General features: G+C 70.8%; 19 protein-coding genes. 4 read left to right on the top strand and 15 right to left on the bottom strand.

What is annotated here, in order from left to right; all coding sequences use genetic code 11:
* Positions 1 to 10: 10 nt before the first annotated feature.
* A complete protein-coding gene (locus FBY35_RS10515) occupies positions 11 to 7,156 on the bottom strand; it encodes a type I polyketide synthase (protein ID WP_142213532.1) in 7,146 nt (2,381 codons plus the stop codon).
* A 619-nt stretch (positions 7,157 to 7,775) separates the two neighbouring features.
* On the opposite strand from FBY35_RS10515, the gene FBY35_RS10520 reads away from it, so the two are divergent.
* From FBY35_RS10520 to FBY35_RS10550, 4 genes are all read left to right on the top strand, one after another.
* On the top strand, positions 7,776 to 8,870 hold the full coding sequence (locus tag FBY35_RS10520) for a DUF6801 domain-containing protein (RefSeq protein ID WP_142213533.1): 1,095 nt from the start codon (positions 7,776 to 7,778) through the stop codon (positions 8,868 to 8,870).
* Positions 8,871 to 9,091: 221 nt separating this feature from the next.
* On the top strand, positions 9,092 to 10,111 hold the full coding sequence (locus FBY35_RS10525; protein ID WP_160159252.1) for a WxL protein peptidoglycan domain-containing protein: 1,020 nt from the start codon (positions 9,092 to 9,094) through the stop codon (positions 10,109 to 10,111).
* Between the two features lie 1,037 nt (positions 10,112 to 11,148).
* Entirely contained in the window at positions 11,149 to 12,393 is a 1,245-nt protein-coding gene (locus tag FBY35_RS36065; protein ID WP_160159253.1) for a DUF6801 domain-containing protein, read from the top strand.
* Between the two features lie 448 nt (positions 12,394 to 12,841).
* On the top strand, positions 12,842 to 13,168 hold the full coding sequence (locus FBY35_RS10550; RefSeq protein WP_142213539.1) for a hypothetical protein: 327 nt from the start codon (positions 12,842 to 12,844) through the stop codon (positions 13,166 to 13,168).
* Positions 13,169 to 13,379: 211 nt separating this feature from the next.
* On the opposite strand, the gene FBY35_RS10555 is transcribed toward FBY35_RS10550, so the two are convergent.
* The 14 genes from FBY35_RS10555 to FBY35_RS10620 form a co-directional block, all read right to left on the bottom strand.
* Positions 13,380 to 13,943 (bottom strand): hypothetical protein, encoded by a 564-nt coding sequence (locus FBY35_RS10555; protein ID WP_142213540.1) that lies wholly within the window; start codon positions 13,941 to 13,943, stop codon positions 13,380 to 13,382.
* 77 nt (positions 13,944 to 14,020) lie between these two features.
* A complete protein-coding gene (locus FBY35_RS10560) occupies positions 14,021 to 14,692 on the bottom strand; it encodes a hypothetical protein (RefSeq protein ID WP_142213541.1) in 672 nt (223 codons plus the stop codon).
* Positions 14,693 to 14,702: 10 nt separating this feature from the next.
* The gene (locus FBY35_RS10565; protein WP_260848575.1) at positions 14,703 to 15,239 is read right to left on the bottom strand and encodes a hypothetical protein; all 537 of its coding nucleotides are present in this window, start codon (positions 15,237 to 15,239) and stop codon (positions 14,703 to 14,705) included.
* 16 nt (positions 15,240 to 15,255) lie between these two features.
* Positions 15,256 to 15,855 carry a hypothetical protein gene (locus tag FBY35_RS10570; protein WP_142213542.1) on the bottom strand — a complete coding sequence of 200 codons (600 nt, stop codon included), beginning with the start codon at positions 15,853 to 15,855 and terminating at the stop codon, positions 15,256 to 15,258.
* 14 nt (positions 15,856 to 15,869) lie between these two features.
* Positions 15,870 to 16,394, bottom strand: coding sequence for a hypothetical protein (locus FBY35_RS10575; protein ID WP_142213543.1), 525 nt, complete (start codon positions 16,392 to 16,394; stop codon positions 15,870 to 15,872).
* 17 nt (positions 16,395 to 16,411) lie between these two features.
* Positions 16,412 to 17,614 (bottom strand): MCE family protein, encoded by a 1,203-nt coding sequence (locus tag FBY35_RS10580; protein WP_142213544.1) that lies wholly within the window; start codon positions 17,612 to 17,614, stop codon positions 16,412 to 16,414.
* Positions 17,614 to 18,759 (bottom strand): MCE family protein, encoded by a 1,146-nt coding sequence (locus tag FBY35_RS10585; protein ID WP_142213545.1) that lies wholly within the window; start codon positions 18,757 to 18,759, stop codon positions 17,614 to 17,616. Before FBY35_RS10585 ends, FBY35_RS10580 begins: the two co-directional genes overlap by 1 nt.
* Complete coding sequence (locus FBY35_RS10590) at positions 18,756 to 19,856, bottom strand: MCE family protein (RefSeq protein ID WP_260848677.1); 1,101 nt, start codon at positions 19,854 to 19,856, stop codon at positions 18,756 to 18,758. Before FBY35_RS10590 ends, FBY35_RS10585 begins: the two co-directional genes overlap by 4 nt.
* A gap of 116 nt (positions 19,857 to 19,972) precedes the next feature.
* A complete protein-coding gene (locus tag FBY35_RS10595) occupies positions 19,973 to 21,016 on the bottom strand; it encodes an MCE family protein (RefSeq protein ID WP_142213547.1) in 1,044 nt (347 codons plus the stop codon).
* Positions 21,013 to 22,047, bottom strand: a complete 1,035-nt coding sequence (locus tag FBY35_RS10600; protein WP_260848576.1) for an MCE family protein — start codon at positions 22,045 to 22,047, stop codon at positions 21,013 to 21,015. Before FBY35_RS10600 ends, FBY35_RS10595 begins: the two co-directional genes overlap by 4 nt.
* Positions 22,044 to 23,354 (bottom strand): MCE family protein, encoded by a 1,311-nt coding sequence (locus FBY35_RS10605; RefSeq protein ID WP_142213549.1) that lies wholly within the window; start codon positions 23,352 to 23,354, stop codon positions 22,044 to 22,046. Before FBY35_RS10605 ends, FBY35_RS10600 begins: the two co-directional genes overlap by 4 nt.
* Positions 23,351 to 24,091 carry an ABC transporter permease gene (locus FBY35_RS10610; RefSeq protein ID WP_142215000.1) on the bottom strand — a complete coding sequence of 247 codons (741 nt, stop codon included), beginning with the start codon at positions 24,089 to 24,091 and terminating at the stop codon, positions 23,351 to 23,353. Before FBY35_RS10610 ends, FBY35_RS10605 begins: the two co-directional genes overlap by 4 nt.
* A 93-nt stretch (positions 24,092 to 24,184) precedes the next feature.
* Positions 24,185 to 25,009, bottom strand: a complete 825-nt coding sequence (locus tag FBY35_RS10615) for an ABC transporter permease (RefSeq protein ID WP_142213550.1) — start codon at positions 25,007 to 25,009, stop codon at positions 24,185 to 24,187.
* Positions 25,006 to 26,034 carry an ABC transporter ATP-binding protein gene (locus FBY35_RS10620; protein ID WP_142213551.1) on the bottom strand — a complete coding sequence of 343 codons (1,029 nt, stop codon included), beginning with the start codon at positions 26,032 to 26,034 and terminating at the stop codon, positions 25,006 to 25,008. The genes FBY35_RS10615 and FBY35_RS10620 overlap by 4 nt, the downstream gene beginning before the upstream one ends.
* Between the last annotated feature and the right edge of the window lie 68 nt (positions 26,035 to 26,102).

Raw genomic sequence — 26,102 nt, forward strand, 5'->3', positions numbered from 1 at the left:
ATCACGGCGCTCACCACCCTGTTGCGGTGAGGACGACGGCAGTCGGCTCCGGCTCTGTGCGGCCCAGTTCGCGCAGCAGGGCACGTACGCCCTCCTCGGGGTCGATGAGACGGATGCCACGCCGCGCGTAGCTGCGGCCGAGTTCGGACGTGACCATGCCCGTGTGGGCGCCGGTGGGCGCCCAGGGACCCCAGTGCACGGTGAGCGCGTGGTTGCCGGTGCGTGCCGCCCAGTCGGCTCCGAGGGTTTCCAGGGCGTCGTTGGCGGCTGCGTAGTCGCTCTGGCCGCGATTGCCCAGGACGGCGGCGATACTGCCGAACAGGATGGCCCGCAGGGGGCGTTCGGCGAGCACGGCGGCGGCGTCGAGGAGGTGGCGGGCGCTGTCGGCCTTGGTGGCGTAGACGCGGCGGAACGAGTCCGGGTCCTTGTCGACGATGAGCCGGTCCTCGATGACGCCCGCGGCGCCGACCACGAGGTCGATGCGGCCGTACTCGGCCATGACCTCCTTCAGGGTGCGGTCGACGGCGTCGGCGTCGCGCAGGTCCGCGGTGTGGTAGCGGGCCAGGGTGCCGAGCGCGTCCAGCTCGTCGAGGGTCATGGCCACTTCGCGCTGGGCGAGGATCAGTCCGGCGGTCCGGTCGACCTCGGCCGCAGTCATGTCGCCGGATGCGGCGAGCGCGGCGCGCAGCGCCTTGCGGCCGGGGGCCGCGGCTGTGACCGGGGACTCGGGTGTGTCGGCGAGCGGGGTGCGGCCGATCAGTTCGATGCGGCAGCGGGTGGCGGCGGCCAGGGCGAGGGCGAATCGGGCGGTGATGCCCCTGGCACCGCCCGCGAGGACGACGACCGAATCCCGGTCCAGCCAGGGCGCGCCGGCGCGGGATCGCCTGCCCAGGGGGGCGGGGTGGGAACGCGGGGCGAAGCGGCCTTCCGGGGTGAGGTCGATGACGGGCTCGGCGTCCCTGGTGGCAAGTTCGGAGGTGAGGATCCGGGCGAGCTCTGCCGCGGGAGGGCGCTCGGAAAGACGTATCAGGCGGATGGTGGCGCCCGGGTGTTCGCGGGCGGCGCTGCGGAAGAACCCGGCCAGCCCGGCGCCGGCTGTGCGGTCTGCGAGGCAGACACCGATCAGCCAGGCGGGACGTCCGGATAGGGCTGCCTTGAACGCCTTGAAGCCGCCGGGGAGCACGGCCTCGGAGTCGTCGTCCAGCGCGCCGAGGTGGAACACGCCGTCCAGGTGGGCCGCCGCCGCGGCCAAGGCACCGGGCTCTTCCAGTACGACGGCTTCGCCGCCCTCGCGGACCAGTTCGCCGGCGAGGGACGCGGCCGCGTCACCGCCGCCGAGCACGGCGAACCGCTTCCCGGTCAGGTCCACGTCCACCCGCTCCGTCTCGACGGGCGCGGCTGAGACGACGTACCGCCGAGGCGCCGTCCCGGGCGGTGCTTCCGCTGCCCGCGCCTCGTCCACCCATGGTTCGTCCGCCGGCTCTCGCGCGGTCGCCGGCGCAGGCTCGGTCGGAGGGGTGACGGACGGGCCGGTGCCGTGGGGAGGCTGGGGCGCGAACGGCCCGGCAACGTCCGTCGGTTGGTCCCCACCGGAGCCCGGGATGTGATCACCGGGTGCCGGCGGGTGGTGTGCGGGCGGGGCCACCTGACCACTCCGGGCGAGGAGCGGCGCAGGGGTCGCGACGGGCTCCGCCGCCGACCGCTGCTGCAGCCATTCGGTGATTGCCCCCGCCGTCCGTGCCCGCGTCAGCTCTTCGATCTCCGCGTCGGCGAGGCGCTCTCCTGCCAGGCGGGACACAAGCTCCCCGGCGATCTCCGCGCGCTTGATGGAGTCGATGCTCAGGTCGGCCTCCAGATCGAGGCCGGGTTCGAGCATGTCCTCGGGGTAGCCGGTGCGATCGCTGATGATCCGCAGGACGTGGGCGAGCAGGTTGTCGCCGACCGCGGTCGTGTCCTCGTGGGCCGGTTCGACCGGTGGCGGCTGTTCGATCGTGTGGGCTTCGTCGTGCGGACGCGGCTGCTCTTCCGCCGCCGGGTTCACGGTGGCGTCCACGTACGGCAGCGGAGCGGGCGTGGCCGGGGCGGCGCCGAAATGGGCGAGCAGTACGTCCCGTTGGGCCGCGACCAGCTCGCGCGCGCCGGTGAGGAACGTCGTGATCAGCGCGTCCCGGTCGACATGCGGTCCACTCACGGCAGTCTCCAAGGCAACGCGTCGGGCCGGGTGCAGCCCACCGGGCAGCGGCTCGCCCGAGGCGCCCCGGACGAGGTGGCCGTCGACCGTCCAGGCGGGCGACCTGCCGGGCTCGGCCGAGTCGAGGTCGACGGTGTGCCGGCCGTGGAACAGCCGGCCTGTGTGCACCGGCACTCCGGCGACCGCGAGCCGCGCCAGGCAGGTGAGGAAGCCGGGGAGCCCGGCGTCGGGCCGTGGCTCGACGGGCACGGCGAGGTGCGGCCGGTCACCGAGGATGCGGTCGACCAGACCGGTCAGCACCGACCCCGGCCCGGCCTCGACGAAGATCCGCGCCCCGTCCGCGTACATGGCCTCGATCTGCTCGGCGAACCGGACCGGCACCGCGAGCTGCTGCGCGAGCCCGTCCCGGATCGCGTCCGGGGACGCCGGGTAAGGTGCGGCGGTCGCGTTGCCCCACACCGTGAACTCCGGTTGCTGTAGGGCGACTTCGGTGAGATGTGCACGGAAGGCGGGCACCGCGTCCGCGACGAGCGGGCTGTGGAAGGCGCAGGCGACCGGCAGCCGCTTCGCGCCCAGGCCCGCCGAGCGCAGTACGGCCACGGCCTCGCGTACCGCGTCGGTCGGGCCGGAGACGACGGTCTGGCCGGGCGCGTTGAGGTTGGCCAGGACCACCTGGTCGGCGAGCTCTGCGGTGCGGAGTGCCTCGAGAGTCCGCTCCGCGTCGGCCGCGACCGCCGCCATCGTCCCCGGGTCTTCGCCCGCCGCGGCGAGGATGGCCTCGGCGCGCAGCCGGCTCAGGGAGATCAGGTCGTCCGCAGTGAGGGCGCCCGCCGCACACAGGGCGACGAGTTCGCCGTAGGAGTGCCCGGCGGCCATGTCCGGCCGCACGCCGGCGCGGGTCAGCAGGTCGAAGGCGGTGAGCCCGGCAATGCCCAGGGCCGGCTGGGCATGGCGGGTGTCGGTGAGGTCGGCCCGCTGCCGCTCGTCCACGTCGGTCCCGAAGGCCGCCGGCGGGTGGAGCACGGGCGCGTACGCCGCTCCGAGCTGCAGCCGCCACTGCGCCTCGGGGAAGGCGATGAGCAGGTCCGCGGCCATGCCGGGGTGCTGGCTGCCCTGGCCGGGGAAGAGGAAGGCGGTCTTCCCGGGCGATGCGGAGCCCGCCGTCACAGAGTCGGCGCCGTCAGCCAGGAAGATCCTCGACGCGGGATCCTGCTCCCCCGCCACCGCCCTGCGCAGCAGCCCGGGCAGGCTCTCGAGGTCCGGGGCGACGACGGCGATGCGTACCGGCGCGGTACGGCTCTCGGCGCGGTGGGCGACGGTGGCGGCCAGGTCGCGCAGGCGCACGGGGTGGGGGCGGCGCTCGACCAGGTCGAGGAGGCGCCGTACCTCGCGGGCGGCCGCCTCGTGGTCGCGGCCGCGGAAGGTGAAGAGTTCGGCGGGCCACTGCGCATGACCGTGCGCCGGCGGCGCGCCGTGCCGGCGAGCGCCGAGCACGACGTGGAAGTTGGTGCCGCCGAACCCGAAGGCGCTGACCGCTGCCAGGCGGTCCGCGGGCTCGGCGGCCCACGGGCGGGCGGCGGTGTGGAAGACGAAGGGGCTCGACTCGGGGTGCCAGACGGGGTTGGGCCGGGCGAGTTGACGGGTGGGCGGCAGGACGCCGGTGTGCAGGGCGAGCGCGGTCTTGATCAGGCCGGCGAGTCCGGCGGCGCATTTGGTGTGCCCGATCTGGGACTTGACCGAGCCGAGCGCACAGCGGCCGGCAGCGGCTCCCGCCTCCGTGAACACCGCGGTGAGTACGGCGAGTTCGGTGCGGTCGCCGACGACCGTGCCGGTGCCGTGCGCCTCGACCAGACCGATCTGCGCGGGCGAGACGCGGGCCTGGGCGTAGGCACGCTCCAGGGCGGCGCGCTGGCCTTCGGGGCGCGGCGCGGTGAGGCCGAGGGAGCGGCCGTCGCTGGCGGAGCCGATCCCTTTGATCACGGCGTAGATACGGTCGCCGTCCCGCTCGGCGTCGGCGAGCCTCTTCAGCACCACACAGGCCACACCCTCGCCGAGAGTGATGCCGTCCGCGTCGGCGTCGAAGGTGCGGCATCGGCCGGTCGGCGAGAGGGCGCCGACGGAGGCGAACATCAGGTAGTCGTTGATGCCGTTGTGCAGATCCGCACCTCCGCACAGGACGAGGTCGCTGGTGCCCTGGGCGAGTTCCTTGCACGCCACGTCGACGGCCGCGAGGGACGAGGCGCAGGCCGCGTCCACCGTGTAGTTGGCGCCGCTCAGGTCCAGGCGGTTGGCGATGCGCCCGGCGATGACGTTGGCGAGCATGCCGGGAAAGGAGTCCTCAGTGAGTTCCGGAAGCTGGCCCGCGAGCACATTGGGCACCTGGTCCACGTAGGCAGGCAGGACCGTGCGCAAGGTGGTGGCCTGGGCGAGGTCGCTCCCCGCCTCGGCGCCGAACACCACGGATGCCCGGGTGCGGTCGAAAGCCCGTGCCGCGGGTCCGGCGTCATCGGAGGCGTGCGCCGCGTACCCGGCGTCGTCGAGGGCGCGGCGGGCGGCTTCGAGCGCGAGGAGCTGCACGGGTTCGATTGATTTGAGGGAAGCGGGCGGGATGCCGTAGGCGAGCGGGTCGAAGGGGATGCGGGGCAGGAACCCGCCCCACTTGGAGGGCGTCCGGCCGTGTCCGGTGCCGTGATGGACGGCCGGGTCCCAGCGCTCGGGGTCCACCTCGGTCACACAGTCGGCTCCGGTGAGGATTCGCGCCCAGTAGGCGTCGAGCCCGTCGGCCTGCGGGAACATGCAGGCCATGCCGACGACCGCGACGTCGATCGGCGGGGGCACCCGGCCCGGGGCCGGCCGGTCGGTCGTAAACCGGTGACGGAGCTGTGCGGCGCGGTTGCGCAGGAACTCTCCGCTCGCCACCCCGACTTCGTGGTGCAGCGCCGCGATGGTGGTCGTACTGCTGCGCAGTACGGACACCTGTCCCGCCATGAACATCCCGTCGGCCCGCTGCCGTGCGCCGTCCACCTGCCGCAGCACGCCGTCGTGGTGCTCCAGGCCCTTGGCGGCGATCCGCAGCCGCCCCAGGTTGAGCTGTTCGAGTTCCGCCCAGATCTGCTCCCGAGGCGTACCCGCCTCCCCCAGCCGTTCCAGTTGCGCGGCGAATTCGGCGGTGAAGGGGCTCGGTACGCAGCGGGTGGCGTGGCCGGGTGCGGTGTGCAGCAGCGTGGTCGTCTCGGCCTGGGTGACCTGCTCCTGGAACAGCGGTTGGACGGCGCCGAGTTCGACGGCCTCGCGGGTGAACAGGTAGGCGGTGCCCATGAGGACGCCGGCCGCGACGCCCCGGTCCGCGAAAGGTGCGGCGAGCGCGGCGGCCATCGCGGCGGACCGCGCGTCGTGGATGCCGCCCGCGAACAGCACCTCGATCCCGGGTCCGTCGGCATCGGCGTGCCGATCGAGGTACTCCCCGATCACGCTGAGCTGCGCCTCCCACAGCGGGAAGGAGGCGAGGGGCCCGACATGGCCGCCGCACTCGGAGCCCTCGAAGACGAAGCGCCGGGCACCCGCGTCCAGGAACTGGCGAAGGAGTCCGGCCGACGGCACATGCAGGAAGGTACGGATCCCGGCCGCCTCGAGCTCCTGCGCCTGTCCCGGCCTGCCTCCGGCGACGACGGCGTGGCTGGGTCGGAACTCCTTTACGGCAGCGAGCTGTTCGGCGCGGATCCGCTCGTCCGCGAACCCGAGTATGCCCACACCCCAGGGCCGCTCGCCCAGCTCGGCACGGGTCTCGGCCAGCAGGGTGCGGGTGCGTGCGCCGTCGGCGAGAGCGAGCGCGAGGAACGGCAGCCCTCCCTCGGCGGCGACGGCCGCGGCGAACCGGGGCTGGTCGCTCACACGGGTCATCGGGCCCTGGGCGACGGGGAGTTCGGTGCCGAGCGCCTGTGCCATCGCGGACGCGGCGGGGGTGAGGGCGTCACGGACGTGCTCAGCGGCTCGTGAGCCGTGCGCGGGGACGGGCTCACGGCTGTGCGCCGTGGCGGTCGCCTGGTCCTGCGAGGTCACGGACTCGCGGCCGTGCGGGGCGGCGTCCTCTCGGCCGCACGTCGTCACCGTTTGGGCCATGGCGGTACGTATCCCCCGCACCGCCTGCGCCGCGGTGCGCCAGCGGCGGGCGAACCCCGCCGCCAGGAAGCCGTCCTCACCGGCGGGAAGGCCCTCGGGGTCCTGGGCCTTCCCGGTGTCGGCGGCCGACGGCTCGCCGACTTCCCGAGCGGCCGCCGCGTCGTGTCGGCGCAGGAGCCGTCTGCCGCCGACCACGACTGTCTCGGTGCCGTCCATGGCGGCGAGCGTGGAGCGATGGTGCTCGGGCAGGGCGGACTCGTCGAGCAGGGCGAGCTGCGTGTCCAGGACGACTCCGGTGGCCCCGCCCATGACGGCTGCGGCCGCGGTGTGGGGTCCGATGCCGCCGCAGGCCCACACGGGCAGCGGGACGGCGGGGTCCGCGGTGAGCTGCTGCAGCAGGACGAAGGTGCTGAGGTCGCCGACCCGGCCGCCGCTCTCGCTGCCGCGGGCGACCAGTCCGTCCACGCCGTCGGCGAGTGCGCGCAGCGCCTCGGCACGGCTGGTGACCTCCGCGAGGACCCAGTAGTAGCTGCTGAGTTCACTGGCCTGCCAGGCGGAGTCGACGCCGAGCAGCACGGTGTGTGGGCGGGCGGATCCCATGGCGTCCAGGTGGTCGGGGCTCAGAGTGCACCGCTCCCCCACGCGGACGCCGAAGCGCTGGGGTTCCCAGCGGGCGAGCATGGCCAGTTCCTCGCGGGCGTGCCGGTCGCCGTCGCCAAGGTCGAGTATGCCGAGGCCGCCGGCCCGGCAGACCGCACCGACGAGTCGGGCGTCGGGCCGTCCGAAGGGGCTCAACCCCAGGACGGCATCCGGGATCTGCTCCGGGCTTTCCTCAGAAGACAGCATCGGCTCTCCGCTTCTCCGCGCTCGGCTCTGTCCCGCCCGGCTTCTTTCGGCAGGGCCGGCCGGGGCCTGGGAACGTACGCAATATTCCGGCTATTGCCCTGGGTGGCGAGAATTACGTTGAACGGGCAATCGAGCCGAGAGCGGAACGTAGTAGTGGTTCGAGAAGCGGGTCAAGGCGTGCTTCGCCGCACCGGCAAAATCTGTCACACAGTGAGCACCGGGCCGCTCCCGCTTGTCACTCGGGCTCGATTCCGGCCGTTCGCGGTGTCGCTTCGGCGCATCGGATTCTTTGGCAGTGCAGGACGAACCACGGAGTGCGTTTACTCACTCGGCGATGAAGTCCGCAGGGTATGGGGACGGACGGAATCCTCAGGTCATGCAACACCTTGACCGCCCAACTACCCCTCAGTAGTTTACCCATTCGAAACGGAGCCGTATCTGCCGAAGAAGACGACATGTACGGCCATTCTTTCCGCAGCCCCGATGTGCGAGTCAGCCGCCTGTTCGGCGGAACTTCTGCCGGCGCTGCATCCGTTCGTGCCCATTCACGATGCACGAGAGGTAGTTCATGAAGGTTCTATGTGAGAGATCCGGGGTGCGCGACGCCCTGTGTACCGTCGTGACAACCGGACTGGTCGCCGGTCTGGTGGCCCTGGGCAGCGGCACCGCGTCCGCCGCCTCGGCCGATCAGGCCACTCTGAGCCAGCAGTACACCTGCAAGTTCCCGATCATCAACAACGACCCGATCTCCGTCACAATCAACGCGGACATGCCCACAAGCATGAACGTGGGCGAGACGGTTCCCGAGTACGCCGTCGTGGCGGACACCCTGGTCGGCGCGCGCGCTGCCCAGGGGCTCGGGGTGATGGGCGCGGTCACCCTGGAAGGCAAGGCGACCGCCGATGTCGTCGTGACACTGCCGGGCGGTGACGGGACGCTGCCGATCAAGGTGGTGAACACGGTCGAGAAGACCCCGATCCCCAACCCGGCCGCCGCGTTCAACGTCAAGGCCACCGGCAAGTCCCCAGGCGGCCTGCTGACCTGGGACAAGCCCGGTACGGCCAAGTTCGACGTGGTGAGCCTCAAGCTGCACAACATGATCGCCCGGGACGCCAACGGCACGCCTGTGCAACTGCCGCCCTACGGTGACGAGTTCGAGGCCACCTGTACGCTCGACGCGGGCCAGCCGACCCTGCTCCAGACCATGGAGATACTCGGTGGCACGGACCCCGACCCCGACCCCGTTCCCGCCAGCGGCAAGCAGAACCTCAACACCAAGGTCACGCCCAAGCAGAGCAGCGGGCAGCTCACCATGACCCAGGCGGGCGACACCGTCGCCCTGTCCCCGGTCGAGGAGGGCGCGGGCGGCAGCTCGACGGGCAGCCTGCAGCAGGTGACGGTCACCGACGCGCGCAACGGCGCGACGGGCTGGTCGCTCACCGGCAAGGTCACCGACTTCACCGGCAGTGCCGGCACCATCGGTGCGGACAAGCTCGGCTGGACCCCGTCCTGCGACACGGCGGCGGGCTCGGCGAGCACCTGTGTGCCCGGCACCCAGGGCCCCGTGGGCACCACCGGCGCCACCCTCGCCAGTGCCCCGGACGCGGCGCAGACCGGCGGCACGTTCATGGTCGGCGCGGGCCTGGCACTGGACGTGCCCGCAACGGCGACCGCCGGTGACTACACGGCCGTGCTCACCCTGACCCTGACCTGATCCCGCTTCGCCCAGGCGTGGACCGGCCGTCGCCAACGGCCGGTCCACCGCCGTCTCCACACCACTGCGGTCCCGGACATCCACACTCCTGCGGCCCATCCCCTGCCATGCCGCCGCGCCGTTCCCGCCCCCCTTGCGCCACACCGCCCATGGTCACACCGGTCCTTCGCCTCACCGACCCGACATCCCATGCCGCCCGTCGCCCTCCCCTGGAGCCGTGCATGCACCACCACAGATCCGCCAGGCCCGCCTCGGCCGCACTCGCCGTTCTGTTTCTCGCGCTCGGCCTGCTGATCGTCGCCGAGCCAACCACCGCGTACGCCGCCGACAACGGGCGCTGGTCCGTCTTCCCCGCCGTCCGCAAGGGCGAGAGCGATGCCCCCGGTGCCGACCGGGCCCACTTCAGGATGACGGCGAAGCCCGGCAGCACCCTGCGGGACAGGGTCACTGTCTCGAATCTCGCCAAGGAGCCGGTGACCTTCCTGGTATACGCCGCCGACGCCTACAACACCCCGCGCGACGGTGGCTTCGCGGTGCGCGAGCCGACCGAGCGGCAGCGCTCCGTCGGCGCCTGGACGCGCCTGCAACGGAGTGAGGTGACCATCGCGGCCGGCGGCCGCGCCACCATTCCCTTCACCCTCACCGTTCCCGGGAGCGCCTCGCCCGGCGACCATCCCGGCGCGATCATCGCTCTGGACAAGCGCGTCGCCCGCGCCCAGGGCACTGGGGTGGGCATCCGCCAAGCGGTCGGCGCCCGCGTCTATCTGCAGGTGAGCGGTGAGCGGGCACCGGCCCTGCGGGTGGAGGACGTCCGCTTCGACTACGACGTGCCGCTTCTGCCCGGTCTCGGCAAGGACGCCACGATCAGCTACACGCTCGTGAACCGCGGAAACGTACTCCTCGAGCCGCGCGTCGACCTCGAGGCGAAGGGCCTTTTCGGCCGCACCTCCTTCACCGATGTCGGCCACGAGCTGCCCGCCGAGCTGCTGCCCGGGCAGCGGGTGCGAGTCACCCAGCACTGGGCTGCCCCTCCCCCACTGGACTGGGGCAGCATTGAACTGATCGCCAGCGACAAGGGCGGTGAGCTGGTGGAGAGCGGGACCGCGCGCTACCGGACAGTGAACTGGACGGTGCTCTCGCTGCTCGCCCTGGTGCTGGTCGCACTCCTCGCGTCCTTGGTGGTACGCCGCCGCAAGGCGAAGGACCGCCCGACGGCGGTCAGTCGAACCCCGCGGGCCTGACTCACACGTCGGCGGGCCCGGAGCGCCATTCGCCGCTCCGGGCCCGCCGACCTGCGCCCCGCTGCCCTCAGGTGGGCTGCCCCTCTCCGTGGGCGTCCAGGGCCCTGATGCGGCGCGGCAGATAGTGGTACGCCCCGACGCCCGCGACACCGAGCACGCCCGCGCCGCCAGCATGATGCCGATGCCGACCGTACCGGTGTCCGCGAGCGCGCCTCCGCCGCTGGTCACGGAGGTGCCGAGCTGGGTGCCGGAGGCGCCGGTCGTACCGGTGCCGCCCGTCGAACCGCCGGTGCTGGTGCCGCCGTCGGTGGTCGGGCGGTGGGGTCGACCGGAACCGTCGGGTCGCCGGGGTCGACGGGATCACTGGGGTCCGAAGGATCCGACGGGTCGGCAGGGTCGGACGGATCAGAGGGATCGGAAGGGTCCGACGGGTCGCTCGGATCCGCGCCGCCACCCGTGATCGTCATCGAGTGCAGCTTGCTGGGCTGCGCCGCGTTCAGCGTGCAGGCGGCAGAACTTGCAGGTGTACTTCTGCGTGAGCGAAACCGGCTCGGCGGAGGCTGCGCCCCCCGTCGGCCAGGGCGAGAAACACCCCCGCGCAGCCTGTCAGGGCCGATCCCCACACCACTCGTACGGCGGCCTTATTTCTTTCTTTCCATGCGTTACCTCACTGACGAAGGTGAACAGACAACTGCCACAGTCGAGTAATTACTACTGGCGGCGCTCGCGGCCGCTTATGCGCCCGGCGCCCGCACTTTGTCACCCAGGCACATACCCGTACTCACTCGGGTCACAAATCCAATGCCCCGTCAGATGAAACTTCGCCGACGGCCGAAGCTTCCCTTGACCCCCAATATACCCGCCAGTAGTTTACGGCTTCGAAACGTTGCCGCATCCCCGGCGGCAATAATTCGGCCCTGGAGACCTTCGCGATCCCGGCTTCACTGAACAGCTGGGCCGGTGCGCTCGAAATCATGGGAACTCGCGGAGCCTGCGCCGATGCTCGTACCCCATTCACGTAAGCCGAGAGGTAGCTCATGGGAGCCTATTCCAGAACCGTCGGGGCGCGTGCCGCCCTGAGCGCGGCCGTGGCCGCGGGCTTGGTCACCGGCCTCGTCACACTCGGCGGCGGTTCCGCCTCCGCCGACCCGGTGAAGCTGTCACAGAAGTACACCTGCAAGTTCCCGATCATCAACAACGATCCAATCGAAGTGGTGATCACCGCCGACATGCCGAGCACCATGCAGGTCGGCGAGAGTGTGCCCGAGTACGACATCAAGGCCGTCACCGCCGTCAGCCAGCGCGCCGCCCAGGGTCTCGGTGTCCTCGGCGCCGTGACCTTGGAGGGCAAGGCCACCGCCGATGTGAACGTCACCCTGCCGGGCGGCGACGGCAGCCTGCCGTTCAAGGTCGCCAACACCGTGGCGAAGGCCGACATCCCCAACCCCGCGGCGCCGTTCCAGGTGACGGCCACCGGCAAGTCCCCGGGCGGGCTGCTGACATGGGCGAAGGAGGGCACCGCCGAGTTCGACGTCACGGGCATGAAGCTGCACAACATGATCGCCCGGGACGCGGCCGGCGACCCGGTTCAACTGCCGCCCAACGGGGACGAGTTCGCGGCGGACTGCACTCTGGACGCCGGCCAGTCCACCCTGCTGCACACGATGACCGTCGAGGACGGCGGTACCGACCCGACCCCGACGGACCCACCCACCGACCCCACGGACCCCCCGACGGACCCCACGGACCCGCCGACCGACCCGGGCGATGAGCCGGTGTCGCTGGGCTTCGACATCAGGGGCACCTCGTTCATCAAGGCCGCCAATGGCAACACGCCCCTGGCCGGCGGCATCGATACCCGCTACGACCTGTCGAAGGGCACCTTCGACGCCGACCTGAAGCTCAACCCGACCAAGGGCAACTTCACCATCATGGGCTTCCTGCCCGCCACCGCCGACGTCGCCTTCGAGCAGACGGCCAAGACGCACGGCTCCCTGAGCCCCGACGGCGTCCTCAAGTCGCATTCGCAGATGAACGTCAAACTCACCAGCGTCAAGGCCTTCGGCTTGCCGATCGGCGGCGGCGCGAACTGCAGGACCGTCGAACCCGCCAAGATCGACCTGACCAGTGAGGGCCGCTTCCAGCCGTACCAGGGCGGCAAGCTCAAGGGCACCTACACGCTGTCCGGCCTCAAGGACTGCGGTGGCTTCAACGACATGATCAGCGCGCTCATCGCAGGACCCGGCAACACCATCGACATGGACCTCACCTACCGCAAGTAGCAGGGAGCGGTGCTCCGCACTGCGCTCCCTACCCGGCCCCCCGCCCCTACCTCGAGGCGGGGGGCCGGACCGTTACCCCAGACCCCCTGGCCCCCGTGATCTCCCCTGAGGCTTCGCGAGGTACTGATGAGAACGCGACGCCAGCCCTGGGCCCACACCCCCCTGCGGGCCGTATCCGCAATCCTCGTGTGCGCCGCGACGCTCCTTGCGGACTCCTCGGCATGGCCGGCGTGCCCCCGAGGTCGCCGAGCCGGTGCCCCTGAGTCAGACGTACCGGTGTGTTTTCCGGCTCATCGAGGACGATCCGCTCACCGTGGTCATGAAGGCAGACCTACCGGGTACAGTCAACGTCGGCCGCAGATGCCCGCCTTCAAGGTGACCGCAGTCGCAGGTCGGCAGGAACGCGGCCACGGGTCTGCGGGCGCTCGGCAGCGCCACGCTGGAGAGCGTGGCCACCGCGGACGTGACGGTGCACATGCCGGAGGGACCGCTCAACGTCGCGCTGCACCACACGATCGGCAGGACCGCCCTGCCCGAGCCACCCGCAGACTTCGAGGTGATGGCGGCCGGTCAGCACCGGCCCAGCCATCCGGGCGCAGTTCGGCCACACCCGGGCGCGGCTCGCCGAGGTCCTGCAACGTCCGACGACCACCTCGCGCAGATAGCAGGTGGCCGGGGCAGCGGCGCCCGCAGCGGGGTCTTCGGCAAGCCGGAGAATGCACGCCGAGCGAGCTGGGCGGGTTGCCGCGGTGCGTGGCGTGTCGCGGGCGGGTGAGGTCGATCCAGCGCTGCGCTGGGCCGCGTGCTCTTTGGCGAGCGGCAGGTCGGGACTGTTGCAGAGCACCAGCGTGACCATGTGCGTCAGCCTGCCGGTCAGGACCCAGGCGGCTGTACCGCCTGGGAGGCGGGGCCTCAGTCCAGCGGTGCGCCTGTGGGTGCCGCGGGTCGGGCTGCTCGGCGTGCCGGCCCACGGCGTTTTCGGGCCGTCAGCCGGCCAGGGGCGCGGTGTTGCCGATGAGGTCGGCGCACTCGGGTGCCTTCTCGAAGGCCTTCTTCAGCTCGGGGTCGGCACGGAAGTCCTGCGCGGGGCCCTGGTAGGCACCGGCCTTGTCGATGCCTGCGCCCGCCTTGTCCAGCGCCGCCTGCAGGGACTTCCTGTCAGTCACCTTGGCCTGCCTGAGTTCGGCGAGGGTGTCGGCGAGGGTGAGGCTGGCCTCGCTCAGATGGGCGAGGGCCTTGCGGAACGTTGCCTCGCCGCCGTCGACCGGCGGGGCGCCTTCCTGCTTCATCTTCATCTCAAGAATGGCGAGTTGGTCTGCCAGCGCATCCAGGAAGGTGACGATCTGGGTATGGGACTGCCCGGGCTTCTTGCCGTCCAGAGCGGGCAGGGGCAGCGTTGCGCCGGCGTCCTGGACGCTGCCGCAGAATCCCGAGGCCCAGTCGACCTGGGGGCCGTCGTCGACCTCGGAACTGCAGGCGGTCAGCGTCAGCGCCGCTGCCGCCGCCACTGACAGCAGCAGAGCGATGGCGACTCGTCGGCGGGTTCTCATCTCTGGCTCCTCCAAGAGCTGCGTGGTACGCGGGTGGGGTGGTCGGGCGAACGGGCGGGGGACGGCAGTTGCGGGCGTCACCGGTCGAAGGTGTCGATGTTGGCGATTCGCCAGCTCCCGCCCCGTTCGGTCACGTCGACGGCGAACATGGCGGCGGCGTAGGTGGCCGAACCGCCCTTGGCGGTACTCGTGTTGCTCTGGTCGGCGAATACGAGGACCCGGGCCCGGCTGCCGTCGATGACCTCGACACCGCTGCGTGTGACGGTGGTGGTCAGAACGAGCTTGGACTTCCCGCCGTCTCTGCGGATGCGCGCCAGCATGTCCTGGTGCTGGCCGACCGCCTTGCCGGTGAGGTAGTCGTCCGCGGCACGCTGCGTCCTGTCGGGCGCCGTGTGGTCGTAGGAGAAGACGGCGCCCACCGCCTTGCTGACGACGCCCTTGACTTCGCTGGTGCGGGCCGTGTCGGTGACGGCCGTGTTGCGCAGGGCGGGCGCGCCGCGCAGGTCTTCGGCCTTGGTGTGGGCGAGGAGTGCGAAGCCGCCGGCCAGGACGGCGAGCAAGGCAAGGAGCAACGGCCAGGGCAAGGGGCGGCGGACCGGCCGGGGGCCGTCGGGGAGTGCCCAGGAGGGTCGGCGCCTCGCCTCCTTGGGATTCGAGGGGATGCGGAGTGCGTCCTTGTGCGGGGTCCGGGTTGCCCGGCTCGCGGCGAGGCGGCGCTGCCGGTTGACCAGGTGGCGTGTCGTCGACATGGTGTGCCTCTCACTGGTGCGCTGTGGTGTCGCCCGCGGGGGCCTGGCCGAGTGCGCTGAGCTTCCAGCCGTCGCCGGTACGGGTCAGCTCCCCGAGCAGACGGGACTGCTTGCTGCTCGGCTCGTCATCCGCCGGGTCGACGGTGATGCGTACGGCGATCAGGACCCCGGCCCGGCCCGCCCGCTGGTCGAGCTCGGTCACCGCGCCGGACAGCACCTTGGCGGTGGTGACCGTGCGGGCCTTGCCTACCTGATCGGCGAACGCGTCCCGCCCGTTGCGCAGTTCGGCCAGGAGGTCACCGGTCGCGGACCGCTCCCAGGTGTCGAGGCCCTGCTCCAGGTCGCGGTGGTCGAGGGTGTTGAGGTTCTGCACGGCCTGTTCGCCCGCCGCGAGAACCTCGTCGCGGGTCTGCGCGAAAGCGGCGGAGTCGTCGTGGGCGGCCGCGTACCAGGAGGTGCCGGTCCAGGCGGCGAGTCCGGTGGCGACGGCGGCCGTCAGCCCTGTCAGGGCAAGTGCCGTGCGGCGCCGAGGTGTTGTGCGTGCCATGGGTGGTCCCTTTCCGCTATCTGGCCGTGAGCTCGGTGATCGTCCACTGCCCGGCGTACAGCCGGGCCGTGACGGACAGCTGGGCGGCGGCCGTCGTGGCTTCGGCACCCTTGCGCTGCGCGTGCTGGTCGAGGAAGACGAGGAGTTCGGCACGGTCGCCGGACAGCTCGCGCACGGCGGCCCGTACGACCTGGGTGGTGAGCGTCAGCTGCTGTCCGCGCACTTGCCGTTCGAGTCGGGTGTACAGCGCCTGGTAGTCCTTGGCGGCCCTGCCGCTCAGCACCTCGCGGGCCCGCTGACCGGTGGCGGGCAGGTCGTCGGGGGTGTAGCTGAAGACGGCGGCCAGGGCGTTGCTGATGTCGCCGACAACCCGGCGGGTGGCCTCGGCGTCGGCCAGGGCGCGGTTGCGGGCGGCGGGGGCGTGCTCCGCCCGGTCGGCGGCGGCCAGGAGACCTCCGCCGGTGGCCAGCAGTGCGGCCAGAACCAGGACGGCCAGGGTTCGGCGGCGACGCGGCTTGGCGTCGGTGCCGGTGTCTGCGCCGCGATCGGTGCCGGTCTCGATATCGCTGCCGTCGTCGCGTACCGCCACGAACTCGCGCTTCCCCGTCAAGGTCATGTGCATGGCTCCGTTCAGCTCTCGGTGGCCGCGACGGCGCTCAGCGAACTGAGCCGCCAGGCACCGCCAGTTCGAGTCAGTGCGGCCTCGAAGCGCTTGCGGTCGGTGGTGGCATCGCCGGTGCGCGGGGTCACCTCGACGCGGACGGTGGCGATGGCCTTCGCGGTGCCGGCCCGGTCGTCGAGTGAGGTCAGCGCCGCGTCGGTAACGGTCGCCTGGGTGGTGGTGCCCTCCTGTGCGAGGGTCTTGCCGCCCTTGGCGCCGGTGCGGCGCAGTTCGTCGGCGAGGGGTCCGTCGGCGGCATCCCGCCAGCGCCGCAGCGAGGCTGCCACGTCGGAGCCGTCGACGGTGTTCAGGGTCGTGATGTGACGCCGTGCCGCGTCGAGCGCCGCGTCCCTGCTGTGGGCGTACGTCAGGTCGGCGTCGGTCCGGGTCCTGGCGTAGGTCAGCGTGCCGTATCCGCAGCACACCACGGCCGCGAGGAAGGCGAGCAGCCATGCGCCGCGCCGTCGGGCGGCATCCGCCGTGGTGGGTCTCATCGCGCCTCCGATGTGTCTCATCGCTCCTCCAGGCCGAGCAGTCCGCCGAGGCCCCTCGGGCTGTCGCCGGGGGCGTCACCGCGTGTGGAGCCGGGCCGGGCAGGGGCGGGGACGCCGCCGGAGGGGGCGTTGGCCGAGCCGCGTACGTTCTGGCCGCTGCTCGGGGCGGCGGTGCAGGCGGCCCGGGTGTTGGCCGGGGCCGGTGTGGTGTCCAGGCCGTTGCGGTAGGTGGTGGAGCCGTATCCGGCAGTGCAGGGCAGCGGCTTGAAGAAGGTGGTGACCATCCCCAAGCGCACTCCGTCGGGCCCGATCGCGGTGGCGCCCGCGGCGGCCACGCGGGGGATGCGGACCATGAGTTCCCGGGTGCCGCGCTGCCGGGTCACCAGCAGCTCGGAGGTGGTGACGAGATTGGCGAGCACGACGCCGAATCCCGGGTCGGTGTCCTGCAGCAGGGCGGTGAATTCGGTTGCTGCATCGGGGACTTGGGTGATCAGACGGCGCAGGTCCGGGTCGGACTTCTTCAGCTGTGCGGCAAGTTGGGCGGTGCCGCTCGCGAACCTCTTCAGGGCATCGGCCTCCTCGTTCTGGGTGCGCAGGACCGTCTCGCTGTCGACGAGAAGCTCGGTGGTGGCGGGCAGCGCGTCATGGGCGGCGCGGATGAACTCGCTGCCGGTGTCGATGAGGATCTGCAGGTCCGCTCCGCGCCCCTCGAAGCTCTGGCCGAGTTCGTCGACGGTGATACGCAGCTGTTCGGTGTCCACGGAAGAGGCCAGCCGGTTCACGCCGACGAGCACGTCGGTGACCGGTGCCGGAGTGACGGTGGCCTGGCGCGGGACCACCGAGCCCTCCTGGAGGTAGGGGCCGTCGTCGCTGCGCGGGCTCAGGTCGAGGTACTGCTCGCCCACGGCCGACAGGCTGGCGACCTTCGCGTCCAGGTCGCTGGGGATGGGTGGGGCCTCATCGTCGATGCGGATACGGGCCCGCACCCCGGAGCGGGTCAGGTCCACGGCCTCCACGCGGCCCACGTCGACGCCCCGGTAGGTGACGTTCGCGTGGGTGAACAAGCCGCCGGTCTGGGCGAGTTCGACGCTGACCGTGTAGTGGTCACGTACCCCGACATACCGTCCGAGGTCGGCGTAGGTGACGGCGATGTATCCGATAACGAGACTGCCGAGGACGAGGAAGGCGATGTTCTTCAGGTGCGTGGACAGGGTGAGCACTATGTGTCGCCTCCTGTGGCGGCGGTGACCGCGGGCAGCGGCAGCGAGGCGCGTTCGCCGCCGCCGCGTATCGGGGGCACGATCTCCGTGCCAGGGGCCGCGGCGATCTTCAGATAGACGTTGAGGTAGTCGCCCTTCACCCCGGTGAGCACCTCGTCGGTGAAGGGATAGGTGAACATCACCTGCAGGGACTCGGGCAGGTCGGCACCCGCGTCGGCGAGGTTCTTCAGCACGGGGGCGAGGGCCTTGAGGTCGGCGACCAGGTCGGCCTTGGAACGGTCGACGGTGTCGACGGCGACGGTGGACAGCGAGTCGAGGGCCCGCAGCATGGTGACGAGGGAGCCGCGCTGCTTGCTGAGGACCTTCAGGCCGGGCGGGAGGTCGCGCAGGACTTCGCCGATTTTGATGTCGCGGGTGGCGAGGGTCGCGGAGAGCCGGTTGATGCCGTCGAGGGCGGCGGTGATGTCGTTCTTGTGTTTGTCGAGGCTCTTGGCGGTGGTGACGAGCTGTCGGAGCATCGAGCGCGCTTCGGGCTCGTTGCCGTCGAGGGCCTTGTTGAGTTCGCGGGTGATCGTGGCGATGTGCTGTACGCCGCCGCCGTTGAGGACCATCGACAGGGCGCCGAAGACCTCCTCGACGTCGGGGTTGCGGTTCGTGCGTTCGACAGGGATGACCGCGCCCTCGCGGAGCCTGCCCCGGTCCGCCGCGTAGGCGGCGGTGGTGCCGGTGCGAGTGTCCTGCAGGTCGGGGCGGGCCCGCATACCGTCGGGGGCGACGAGCTGGACATACTTCTCGCCGAGCACACTCGACTGTTCCAGGTTGGCGTAGGCGTTGGCGGGCAGCCGAACGGATCCGTTGAGACGAAGGGTGACACGGGCGGTCCAGCCGTCGTCGGCGAGGGCGATGCGGGTGACGCGGCCGACCGGCACGTCGTTGACCTTGACCGCGGAGTGCGGGAAGAGGCTCACCACATCACGGAATTCGGCGGTGACCTCGTAGGGGTGGTCGCCGAGGTCGGCGCCGCCGGGCAGCGGCAGGTCCTCCAGTCCGTGGAAGTCCGGTATGCCGCCGGGGATCAGGCCGAGTCCCGTGAGGGTGACGGCGATGCTGAGGCCCAGGGTGATGCGGGCAGCGCGGCGCTTCATCGGCGGACTCCGTCAGTCGCGGCGCCTGCGTCGGCCCCCGCGCGCCCGCCGGCCGGGGCGCCGTAGACGGCGCCGACGGGCGGCAGCGGAAGGCCGGGCAGGCTGCCGAGTTGCTGTTCGGGCACGGCGACGAGGTCGCCCTCCGCACTCAAGGCCCCTTGTCCCGCTGCCAGTTCATTGATGTTGGCGCGGCCGTCGACGGTGCGGGTGCGCGGGTTGTAAGCCTGCTCCAGATTGGCGGCGGCCAGCGGCAACGCATCGAGGGCTTCGGCGACCGAGGCCCGCTGGTCGACGACGGACTGGGTGAGCAGCGCGAGTTTGCCGACGTTGGTCTTCAGGCGGCCCCGGTTGTCGCGGATGAACTGCTTCACCTGACCGAGTGCGGTGCCGAGCTGCTTGAGGGCGGCGGCGAGGTCGTCCTTGTCCTGCGCCAGGAAGCTGGCGACCTCGGCCAGCTGCCGTTCCGCGGTCCTCACTTCGCCATCCTTGCGTTTGAGCATGCCGGTGAACTGCTGCAACTGCTCCACGGTCTGGACGAGGTCGCCACTGTTGCCGTTGAGCACGGCCGAGGCGCCGCCGAGGGCGTGCAGGGTGTCGCCGATGTCCTTGCCATTGCCCTTGAGGTTCTTCGCACCCGCCGCCACGAGGTCCTGGAGGGCACCGTTCTTGTTGGCCCCATCGGGACCGAGTGCCTCGCTCAACTCGGTGACACTCTTGAGGAGTTCGTCGACCTCGACCGGCGTGGCCGTGTTCTCGGGTCCGATGGTCGCCCCGTCCCGGATCTGCAGACCGGTGCTGTATGCGGGGGTGAGCTGAACGAAGCGCCCGGAGACCACACTCGGGGCGACCACCACGGCCCGTACTTGGGCAGGCACCTTGACGCCTTCGTCGAGGCGCAGGCGCACCCGTACCCGTGTGCCCTGGGGGCGTACCTCCTCCACGCTGCCCACCCGCACGCCGAGGATCCGCAGGTCGGAGCCTTCGTGCACGGCGACGGTCCGTTCGAAGTAGGCGGTGATCCGTTTGCCGTCCCCGCTCTGGGCGCGCACGGCTACGCCTGCCGTGCCCGCGGCGGCCAGAAGGGCAAGCGCCAGCAGGATCACCACGAGGCGGCCGCCCCACAGGGCTCCGGTGGCATCGGCGATCCGCTCGCCGAGTGTGGGACGGCTCCTGCCGTGTGCGGCGCGCGGGCTGCGGGATGTGTCGCGGGCCATCAGCGTCCGCCTCCGTTCTTCGGCGGCATGCACCCGGTGGCCGGGGCGCTGCCCGCCTTCAGGTACTCCTTGGGGACCAGGCCGCAAAGGTAGGCGTCTATCCAGCGCCCGTTGCCGAGGGTGTTACCGACCAGGCGGTAGTAGGGGCCGGCGGCGGCGAGGGCTTGGTCGAGGTTCTTCTTGTTGCGGGTGAGGATGGTGGTGACGCGGTCCAGAGCGTCGAGCGCCGGGCCGAGCTGACTCTCGTTGTCCTTGACTAGCCCGCTGAGCTCGGTGCCCAGGTCGCGGGAGCCGGTGAACAGGGCGTGCAGGGCGTCCCTGCGGTGGCGTACCTCTTCGAGCAGCAGGTTGCCGTTGTCGATGAGTCGCTCGAACTCGGTCTGCTTGCCGTTGACGGTCTTGGTGAACCGGGCGGTGCCGTTGAGAAGTTCGGCGAGTTCGTCGTTGCGCGTGGACACCGTGCGGGACAGGGCGGCCAGGCCCGTCAGGGCCTTGCGCACATGGGGCGGGGTGTCGCGGAAGGTCGCCGAGATCGCTTCGAAGCTCTTGGCCAGCTGGTCCTCGTCGATCTCACCGACGGTACGGCTCAGCCCGTTGAACGCTTCCACCACGTCGTACGGGGAGACGGTGCGGCTCATGGGGATGCGCCTGCCGGGGTCCTGCTTGCGGCCGCCGAGCGGGTCGACAGCCAGGTACTTCGCGCCGAGCAGGGTGCGGACGGCGATGCCGACGGTGGACCGGTCGCCGATCCAGGCGTCCTTGACCTTGAAAGTGACCTTGACCTTGGGTCCGTCGAGAGCGACGTCCTCCACCTTGCCGACGCGCACCCCGGCAACGCGCACTTCGTCGCCCGGCCTGAGGCCCGCCGAGTCCTCGAAGTCGGCGGTGTAGTTGGTTCCGCCGCCTGTCACGGGCAGCGATCCGGCGTTGTAGGCGAGCAGTCCGATCAGGGTCATGGTGAGGAGTCCGGCGAGGGCGACGGCGACCGGGTTGCGTTCCGAGACAGGCTTCCAGCGTGGTCGGCGCAGACGGGGAAGTCTCATGCGCGGCACCTCGCGTCCTTCAGGGGCAGCCCGGTCGGGGGCGGGCTGCCGTCGTAGGTGTTGACGCCGCTGAGTCGTGCCTCGCACAGATAGAGGTTGAGCCAGGAGCCGTAGGACGCGATGCGGGTGATGGCGGCCATCTTCTGCGGGGTCCGGGTGAGGAAGTTCTCCACCAGCGACCCGTTGTCGGCGAGCGTTCCGGAGACCCGGCGCAGATCGCGGATGCCGTCCTTGAGCGGGGCCCGGCTCTCGCCGAACAGGTCGGCGGTGCTCACGCTGAGTTTGCCGAGGGAATCCACCGACTTGCCGAGGGTTTTGCGGTCGCCGGCGAATCCGGAGACCAGCTCCTCGACGGTCTCGACAAGGTCGGTGAAGCCTTCCTGACGGGTGTTGACGGTCTTCAGGACCCGGTTCAGGTTGCCGATGACCTCGCCGATGACCTGGTCCTTGGCGGCTACGGTGGTAGTCACGGAGCCGATGGTGCGCAGCAGGCCCTCGACGGTGCCGCCCTCGCCCTGCAGGACCTGCACGATCGACGAGGAAAGCCGGTTGGTCTCCGCCGGTGACAGTCCCTGCATCAGGGGCTGGAAGCCGTTGAAGAGCTGGGTGAGGTCGAGGGCCGGTGCGGTGCGCCGCAGCGGGATGGTCGCCCCCTCGGGAAGGAAGCCGCCGACCGGACCGGCGCCGCGCCCCAGGTCGACGAAGCGCTGTCCGACCATGTTGAGGTACTTGATGGACGCCGTCGCCGAGGCGGGCAGCCTGCGGTCCGCGTCCATGCTGAACGTGACCTGGGCATAGCGGCGTTGGACGATCTCCATCGATTCGACCCGACCGACCTGCACGCCCGCGATACGCACCGAGTCGCCCTCGCCCAGTCCCGTGGCGTCGGTGAACCAGGCCTTGTAGGTGCGGGTCCTGTCCACGTCCGTGCCGGCGACGCTGAGCGCGAGCACGGTGGTGGCGAGAGCCGTGACCAGGATGAAGATCAGCGACTTGACGGCGGGCCCTGTCAGACTGCGCTGGCCGCTCACTTCAGGTTCACCTCCGCCCCACGGAAGGCGGGCCCTGCCAGGACGCTCGACCAGCCGGGAAGGGAGGCCGGGCGGCCGGTGTCGGGTGCGGTGAGGAGTTCGGTGACAAGGGCGTTCTCCTGGGGTGAATTGGCCACACCTAGCCCGCCCGGAAGCCCGGTCGGGGTGGTGGCCCGTTGTGGCGAGTAGGAGGCTCCGCTGTAGGGCACGGGATAGCAGCGCGGCCCGCCGCCCGAGTCGTAGCGGGGCGTGTCCCGGCCGGGCAGGTAGGCGCCGCGCGAGGGCACGACGTGCACGTCGACGCGCAGCCCGGGCCGCCCGGTGCCCTTACCGAGCGCGGCGTCCATCACGGGCACGAAGTCGGCGACGGTGCTGAGCGTGCAGGGGAACGAGGGCGCGTACCTCGCGAGGATCTCCAGAGTGGGGCGGCTGGTGGCGGTCAGCCGGATCAGGTTGGCACGGTTGGCGCGCAGCCAGCTGCCGGTCTCCTGCGCACCCGCGGTGACCGAGGCGTACAGCTCAGCCAGTTGGGCGCGCTCCTGGGCGAGGGTGGCGCTCGTGGTGGTGGCGTCGTGCAGTGCGTCGACGATGTCAGGCGCGGCGTCGGCGTAGGTGTCGCTGAGCTCGACCAGTTCCCTGATGTCCCGTTCCAGGGACGGCAGATGAGGGTTGAAGTCCTTCAGGTACGCGTCCAGCCGCACCAGCGACTCGCCCAGCTTCTCGCCCCTGCCCTCCAGTGCCTGCGCGAGTGCGGACAGGGTCGCCGACAGCTTCTGCGGCTGTACGGCGGTGAGCAGGGGCAGCAGGTTGTCCAGGACCTGTTCCAGTTCCACGGCGCTGCGGCTGCGGTCCTGGGTGATGACGCTGCCCGCGGCCAGGGGTCGCGGCGAGGGGTTCTTCGGCGGTACGAGGGCGACATACCGCTGCCCGAACAGGGTGGTCGGCAGCAGCTGTACACGTACGTCGGAGGGGACGGCGCGCAGCTTCGCCGGCTGCAGGGCGAGGGTTAGGCGGGCGGCGCGGCCGTCGGTGTCGACACGGGTGACCTCGCCGACGACGACGCCACGCAGTTTCACCTCGGCTCTCGGGTGCATCTCGCCGCCTACCCGACCCGCCTCGACGGTGACGGTCGCGGTGTCCGTGAACTCCTTGTCGTACACGGCGATCGAAAGCCACACGAGCAGCACCGGCAGGACGAGGTAGACCACTCCGGCCAGGCGTCTGCGGCGGGCCTGGGCACGCCGGGTGGGCCGGGTGCGGACGGCGGCGGGTGCGGGTGCGGGCCACACTCTGGTCGGGGGGGTCATCCGGCCACCTTCACTGTGGTCGTGGCGCCCCACAGCGCCAGGCTGAGGAAGAAGTCGGTGATGCTGATCAGCACGATCGCGGTGCGGACGGACCGGCCGACGGCGACGCCCACCCCGGCCGGGCCACCTGAGGCGCGGAAGCCGTAGTAGCAGTGGGCGAGGATGACCAGGACGCTGAAGATCAGCACCTTCAGGAACGAGAGCAGGACGTCGGTGGGGACCAGGAAGAGCTGGAAGTAGTGGTCGTACGTCCCTGTCGACTGCTCGTTGAACAGCACGGTCGTGGCGCGCGAGGCCAGATAGGAGCCGAGCAGTCCGATCGCGTACAGCGGGACGATGGCAGCCACGCCGGCCACGATGCGGGTGCTGACCAGATAGGGGATGCTGCGCACGCCCATCGATTCCAGGGCGTCGACCTCTTCGTTGATGCGCATGGCGCCGAGCTGGGCGGTGAATCCGGCGCCGACTGTGGTGGACAGGGACAGGGCGGCGACCAGGGGGGCGATCTCGCGGGTGTTGAAGTACGCGGAGATGAACCCGGTGAAGGCGTCGGTGCCGATCTGGCTGAGCGCCGCATAGCCCTGCAGGCCGACGACCGTGCCGGTGAACACGGTGATGCCGATCATCACGCCCACCGTGCCGCCGATGACGCTGAGGCCGCCGCTGCCGAACGCCACTTCGGCGAGGAGGCGCTGGATCTCCTTCGGGTAGCGGCGTATCGCTCTGGGGATCCACATCAACGCCCGTGCGTAGAAGAGGAGTTCGTCTCCGGGACGGTCGAGCCAGGCGAAGGTTCGGCCTTCGCCGCCGCGTGCGATGAGGGCCACGGTTCACAGCCCCTTCGAGGGGACGAGCTGCAGATGGATGCCCGTCAGGACCATGTTGACGAAGAACAGGATGAGGAAGGTGAAGACCACCGACTGGTTCACCACGTCACCGACTCCCTTGGGTCCGCCCTTCGGGTTGAGGCCGCGGTGTGCGGCGACCAGACCCGCGATGAAGCCGAACACCAGGGCCTTCAACTCGCCGATGTAGAGGTCGGGCAGTTGGGCGAGGGCGGAGAAACTGGCTACGTATGCGCCCGGGGTGCCGTTCTGCATCACGACGTTGAAGAAGTAGCCGCCCAGCGTGCCCACCACGGAGACCAGGCCGTTGAGGAGCAGCCCGACGAGCATGACGGCGAGCACCCGGGGCACGACGAGACGCTGGATCGGTGACACGCCCATGACCTTCATCGCGTCGAGCTCCTCGCGGGTGGTCCGGGAGGCGAGGTCCGCGCAGATCGCCGAGCCCGCGACGCCGGAGATCAGCAGCGACACGATGAGGGGGCTGGCCTGCTGGATGATGACGAGGACGCTGGCGCCGCCGGTGAGGGACTGCGCGCCAAACTGTTCGATCAGGGAGCCGACCTGCAGCGCGATCACCGCGCCGAACGGGATGGTGACGAGCATGGCCGGCAGGATCGTGACGCTCGCGATGAACCAGAACTGCTCGACGAACTCCCGCCACTGGAAGGGCCGTTTGAAGATCAGACGGAGCACGGTGAGACCGAGGGCGAACATGCGGCCCGTCTCGCGGAGCGCTCCGAGACCGGGCAGCGGCCGACGCGGCAGGTCGGGCTGGGCGGAGTCCTCGACCGCTGGGGGTGGAATCATGGGCGCTCACCTCCGGTGATCTGCGGGAAGGGGAACGTGTCCTCGGCAGCGGGCCGAAGGGTGCCCCGCATGCTGGCCTCCACGGCCCGCCGTGCCTGCGGGGTCAGTCCGTGCAGCATCGACTGCACCCGCTCCCTGCGGCGGCGCACCGCCTTGCGCTCCGGCAGTCCTGGGGTCGGTTCCAGCTGGGGCACGATGCCCCGCTCCCGGGCGGGCCCGGCGACGATGCCGTGTGCGGCCTCCCGGTCGACGGTGGCCTGGTCCTTCTCCTCCGACATGCCGATCGGGCCGGCCCTGTGCCCGCCCAAAAACTGCTCGACCACCGGTTCGTCGCTGGTCAGGAGCACCTCGCGGGGCCCGAACATCACCAGGTTTCGCCGGAAGAGCATCCCCATGTTGTCCGGCACCGTGGCCGCGATGTCCAGGTTGTGCGTGACGATGAGCATCGTCGCGTCGATCTGCGCGTTGATGTCGATGAGCAGCTGTGAGAGGTACGAGGTGCGCACCGGGTCGAGACCCGAGTCCGGCTCGTCGCACAGGATGATCTGCGGATCGAGGACCAAGGCGCGGGCCAGGCCCACACGTTTACGCATGCCGCCGGATATCTCGCCTGGCAGTTTGTGCTCGGCGCCGACCAGCCCCACCAGGTCCATCCGCTCCATGACGATGCGGCGGATCTCCGACTCCTTCTTGCGGGTGTGCTCACGCAGTGGGAACGCGACGTTGTCGAAGAGGCTGAGCGAACCGAAGAGCGCCCCGTCCTGGAACATCAGGCCGAACAACTTGCGAGCCTCGTACACCTCCCGCTCCGGGCTGTTGACCATGTCGACGCCGTCGATCAGGATCTGTCCCTGCTCGGGCCTGATCAGACCGACGATCGACTTCAGGAAGACCGTCTTGCCGGTGCCGGACGGGCCCAGCATCACGCTGACCTCGCCGCGCGGCAGGGTGAGCGTGACGTTCTGCCAGATGTTCTGCCGGCCGAACGACTTGGTCAGCCCTTCGACGACCACTTCGACTCCCATCGCGCCTCACACTCTCCTCGGACACTGGGTGGCTCTCTTCGGACACAGGGTCAGCTCTCCTCGGGCAC

It is taken from the genome of Streptomyces sp. SLBN-118, from assembly GCF_006715635.1.
Taxonomy (GTDB): Bacteria; Actinomycetota; Actinomycetes; order Streptomycetales; family Streptomycetaceae; genus Streptomyces.

Excerpts from the sequence above, each read along its gene's own strand:
- FBY35_RS10515 (WP_142213532.1), bottom strand. The coding sequence starts at position 7,156 with ATGCTGTCTTCTGAGGAAAGCCCGGAGCAGATCCCGGATGCCGTCCTG.
- FBY35_RS10525 (WP_160159252.1), top strand. The coding sequence starts at position 9,092 with ATGCACCACCACAGATCCGCCAGGCCCGCCTCGGCCGCACTCGCCGTT.
- FBY35_RS36065 (WP_160159253.1), top strand. The coding sequence starts at position 11,149 with ATGGGAGCCTATTCCAGAACCGTCGGGGCGCGTGCCGCCCTGAGCGCG.
- FBY35_RS10555 (WP_142213540.1), bottom strand. The coding sequence starts at position 13,943 with ATGAGAACCCGCCGACGAGTCGCCATCGCTCTGCTGCTGTCAGTGGCG.
- FBY35_RS10560 (WP_142213541.1), bottom strand. The coding sequence starts at position 14,692 with ATGTCGACGACACGCCACCTGGTCAACCGGCAGCGCCGCCTCGCCGCG.
- FBY35_RS10565 (WP_260848575.1), bottom strand. The coding sequence starts at position 15,239 with ATGGCACGCACAACACCTCGGCGCCGCACGGCACTTGCCCTGACAGGG.
- FBY35_RS10570 (WP_142213542.1), bottom strand. The coding sequence starts at position 15,855 with ATGACCTTGACGGGGAAGCGCGAGTTCGTGGCGGTACGCGACGACGGC.
- FBY35_RS10575 (WP_142213543.1), bottom strand. The coding sequence starts at position 16,394 with ATGAGACCCACCACGGCGGATGCCGCCCGACGGCGCGGCGCATGGCTG.
- FBY35_RS10585 (WP_142213545.1), bottom strand. The coding sequence starts at position 18,759 with ATGAAGCGCCGCGCTGCCCGCATCACCCTGGGCCTCAGCATCGCCGTC.
- FBY35_RS10595 (WP_142213547.1), bottom strand. The coding sequence starts at position 21,016 with ATGAGACTTCCCCGTCTGCGCCGACCACGCTGGAAGCCTGTCTCGGAA.
- FBY35_RS10605 (WP_142213549.1), bottom strand. The coding sequence starts at position 23,354 with ATGACCCCCCCGACCAGAGTGTGGCCCGCACCCGCACCCGCCGCCGTC.
- FBY35_RS10610 (WP_142215000.1), bottom strand. The coding sequence starts at position 24,091 with ATGTGGATCCCCAGAGCGATACGCCGCTACCCGAAGGAGATCCAGCGC.
- FBY35_RS10615 (WP_142213550.1), bottom strand. The coding sequence starts at position 25,009 with ATGATTCCACCCCCAGCGGTCGAGGACTCCGCCCAGCCCGACCTGCCG.
- FBY35_RS10620 (WP_142213551.1), bottom strand. The coding sequence starts at position 26,034 with ATGGGAGTCGAAGTGGTCGTCGAAGGGCTGACCAAGTCGTTCGGCCGG.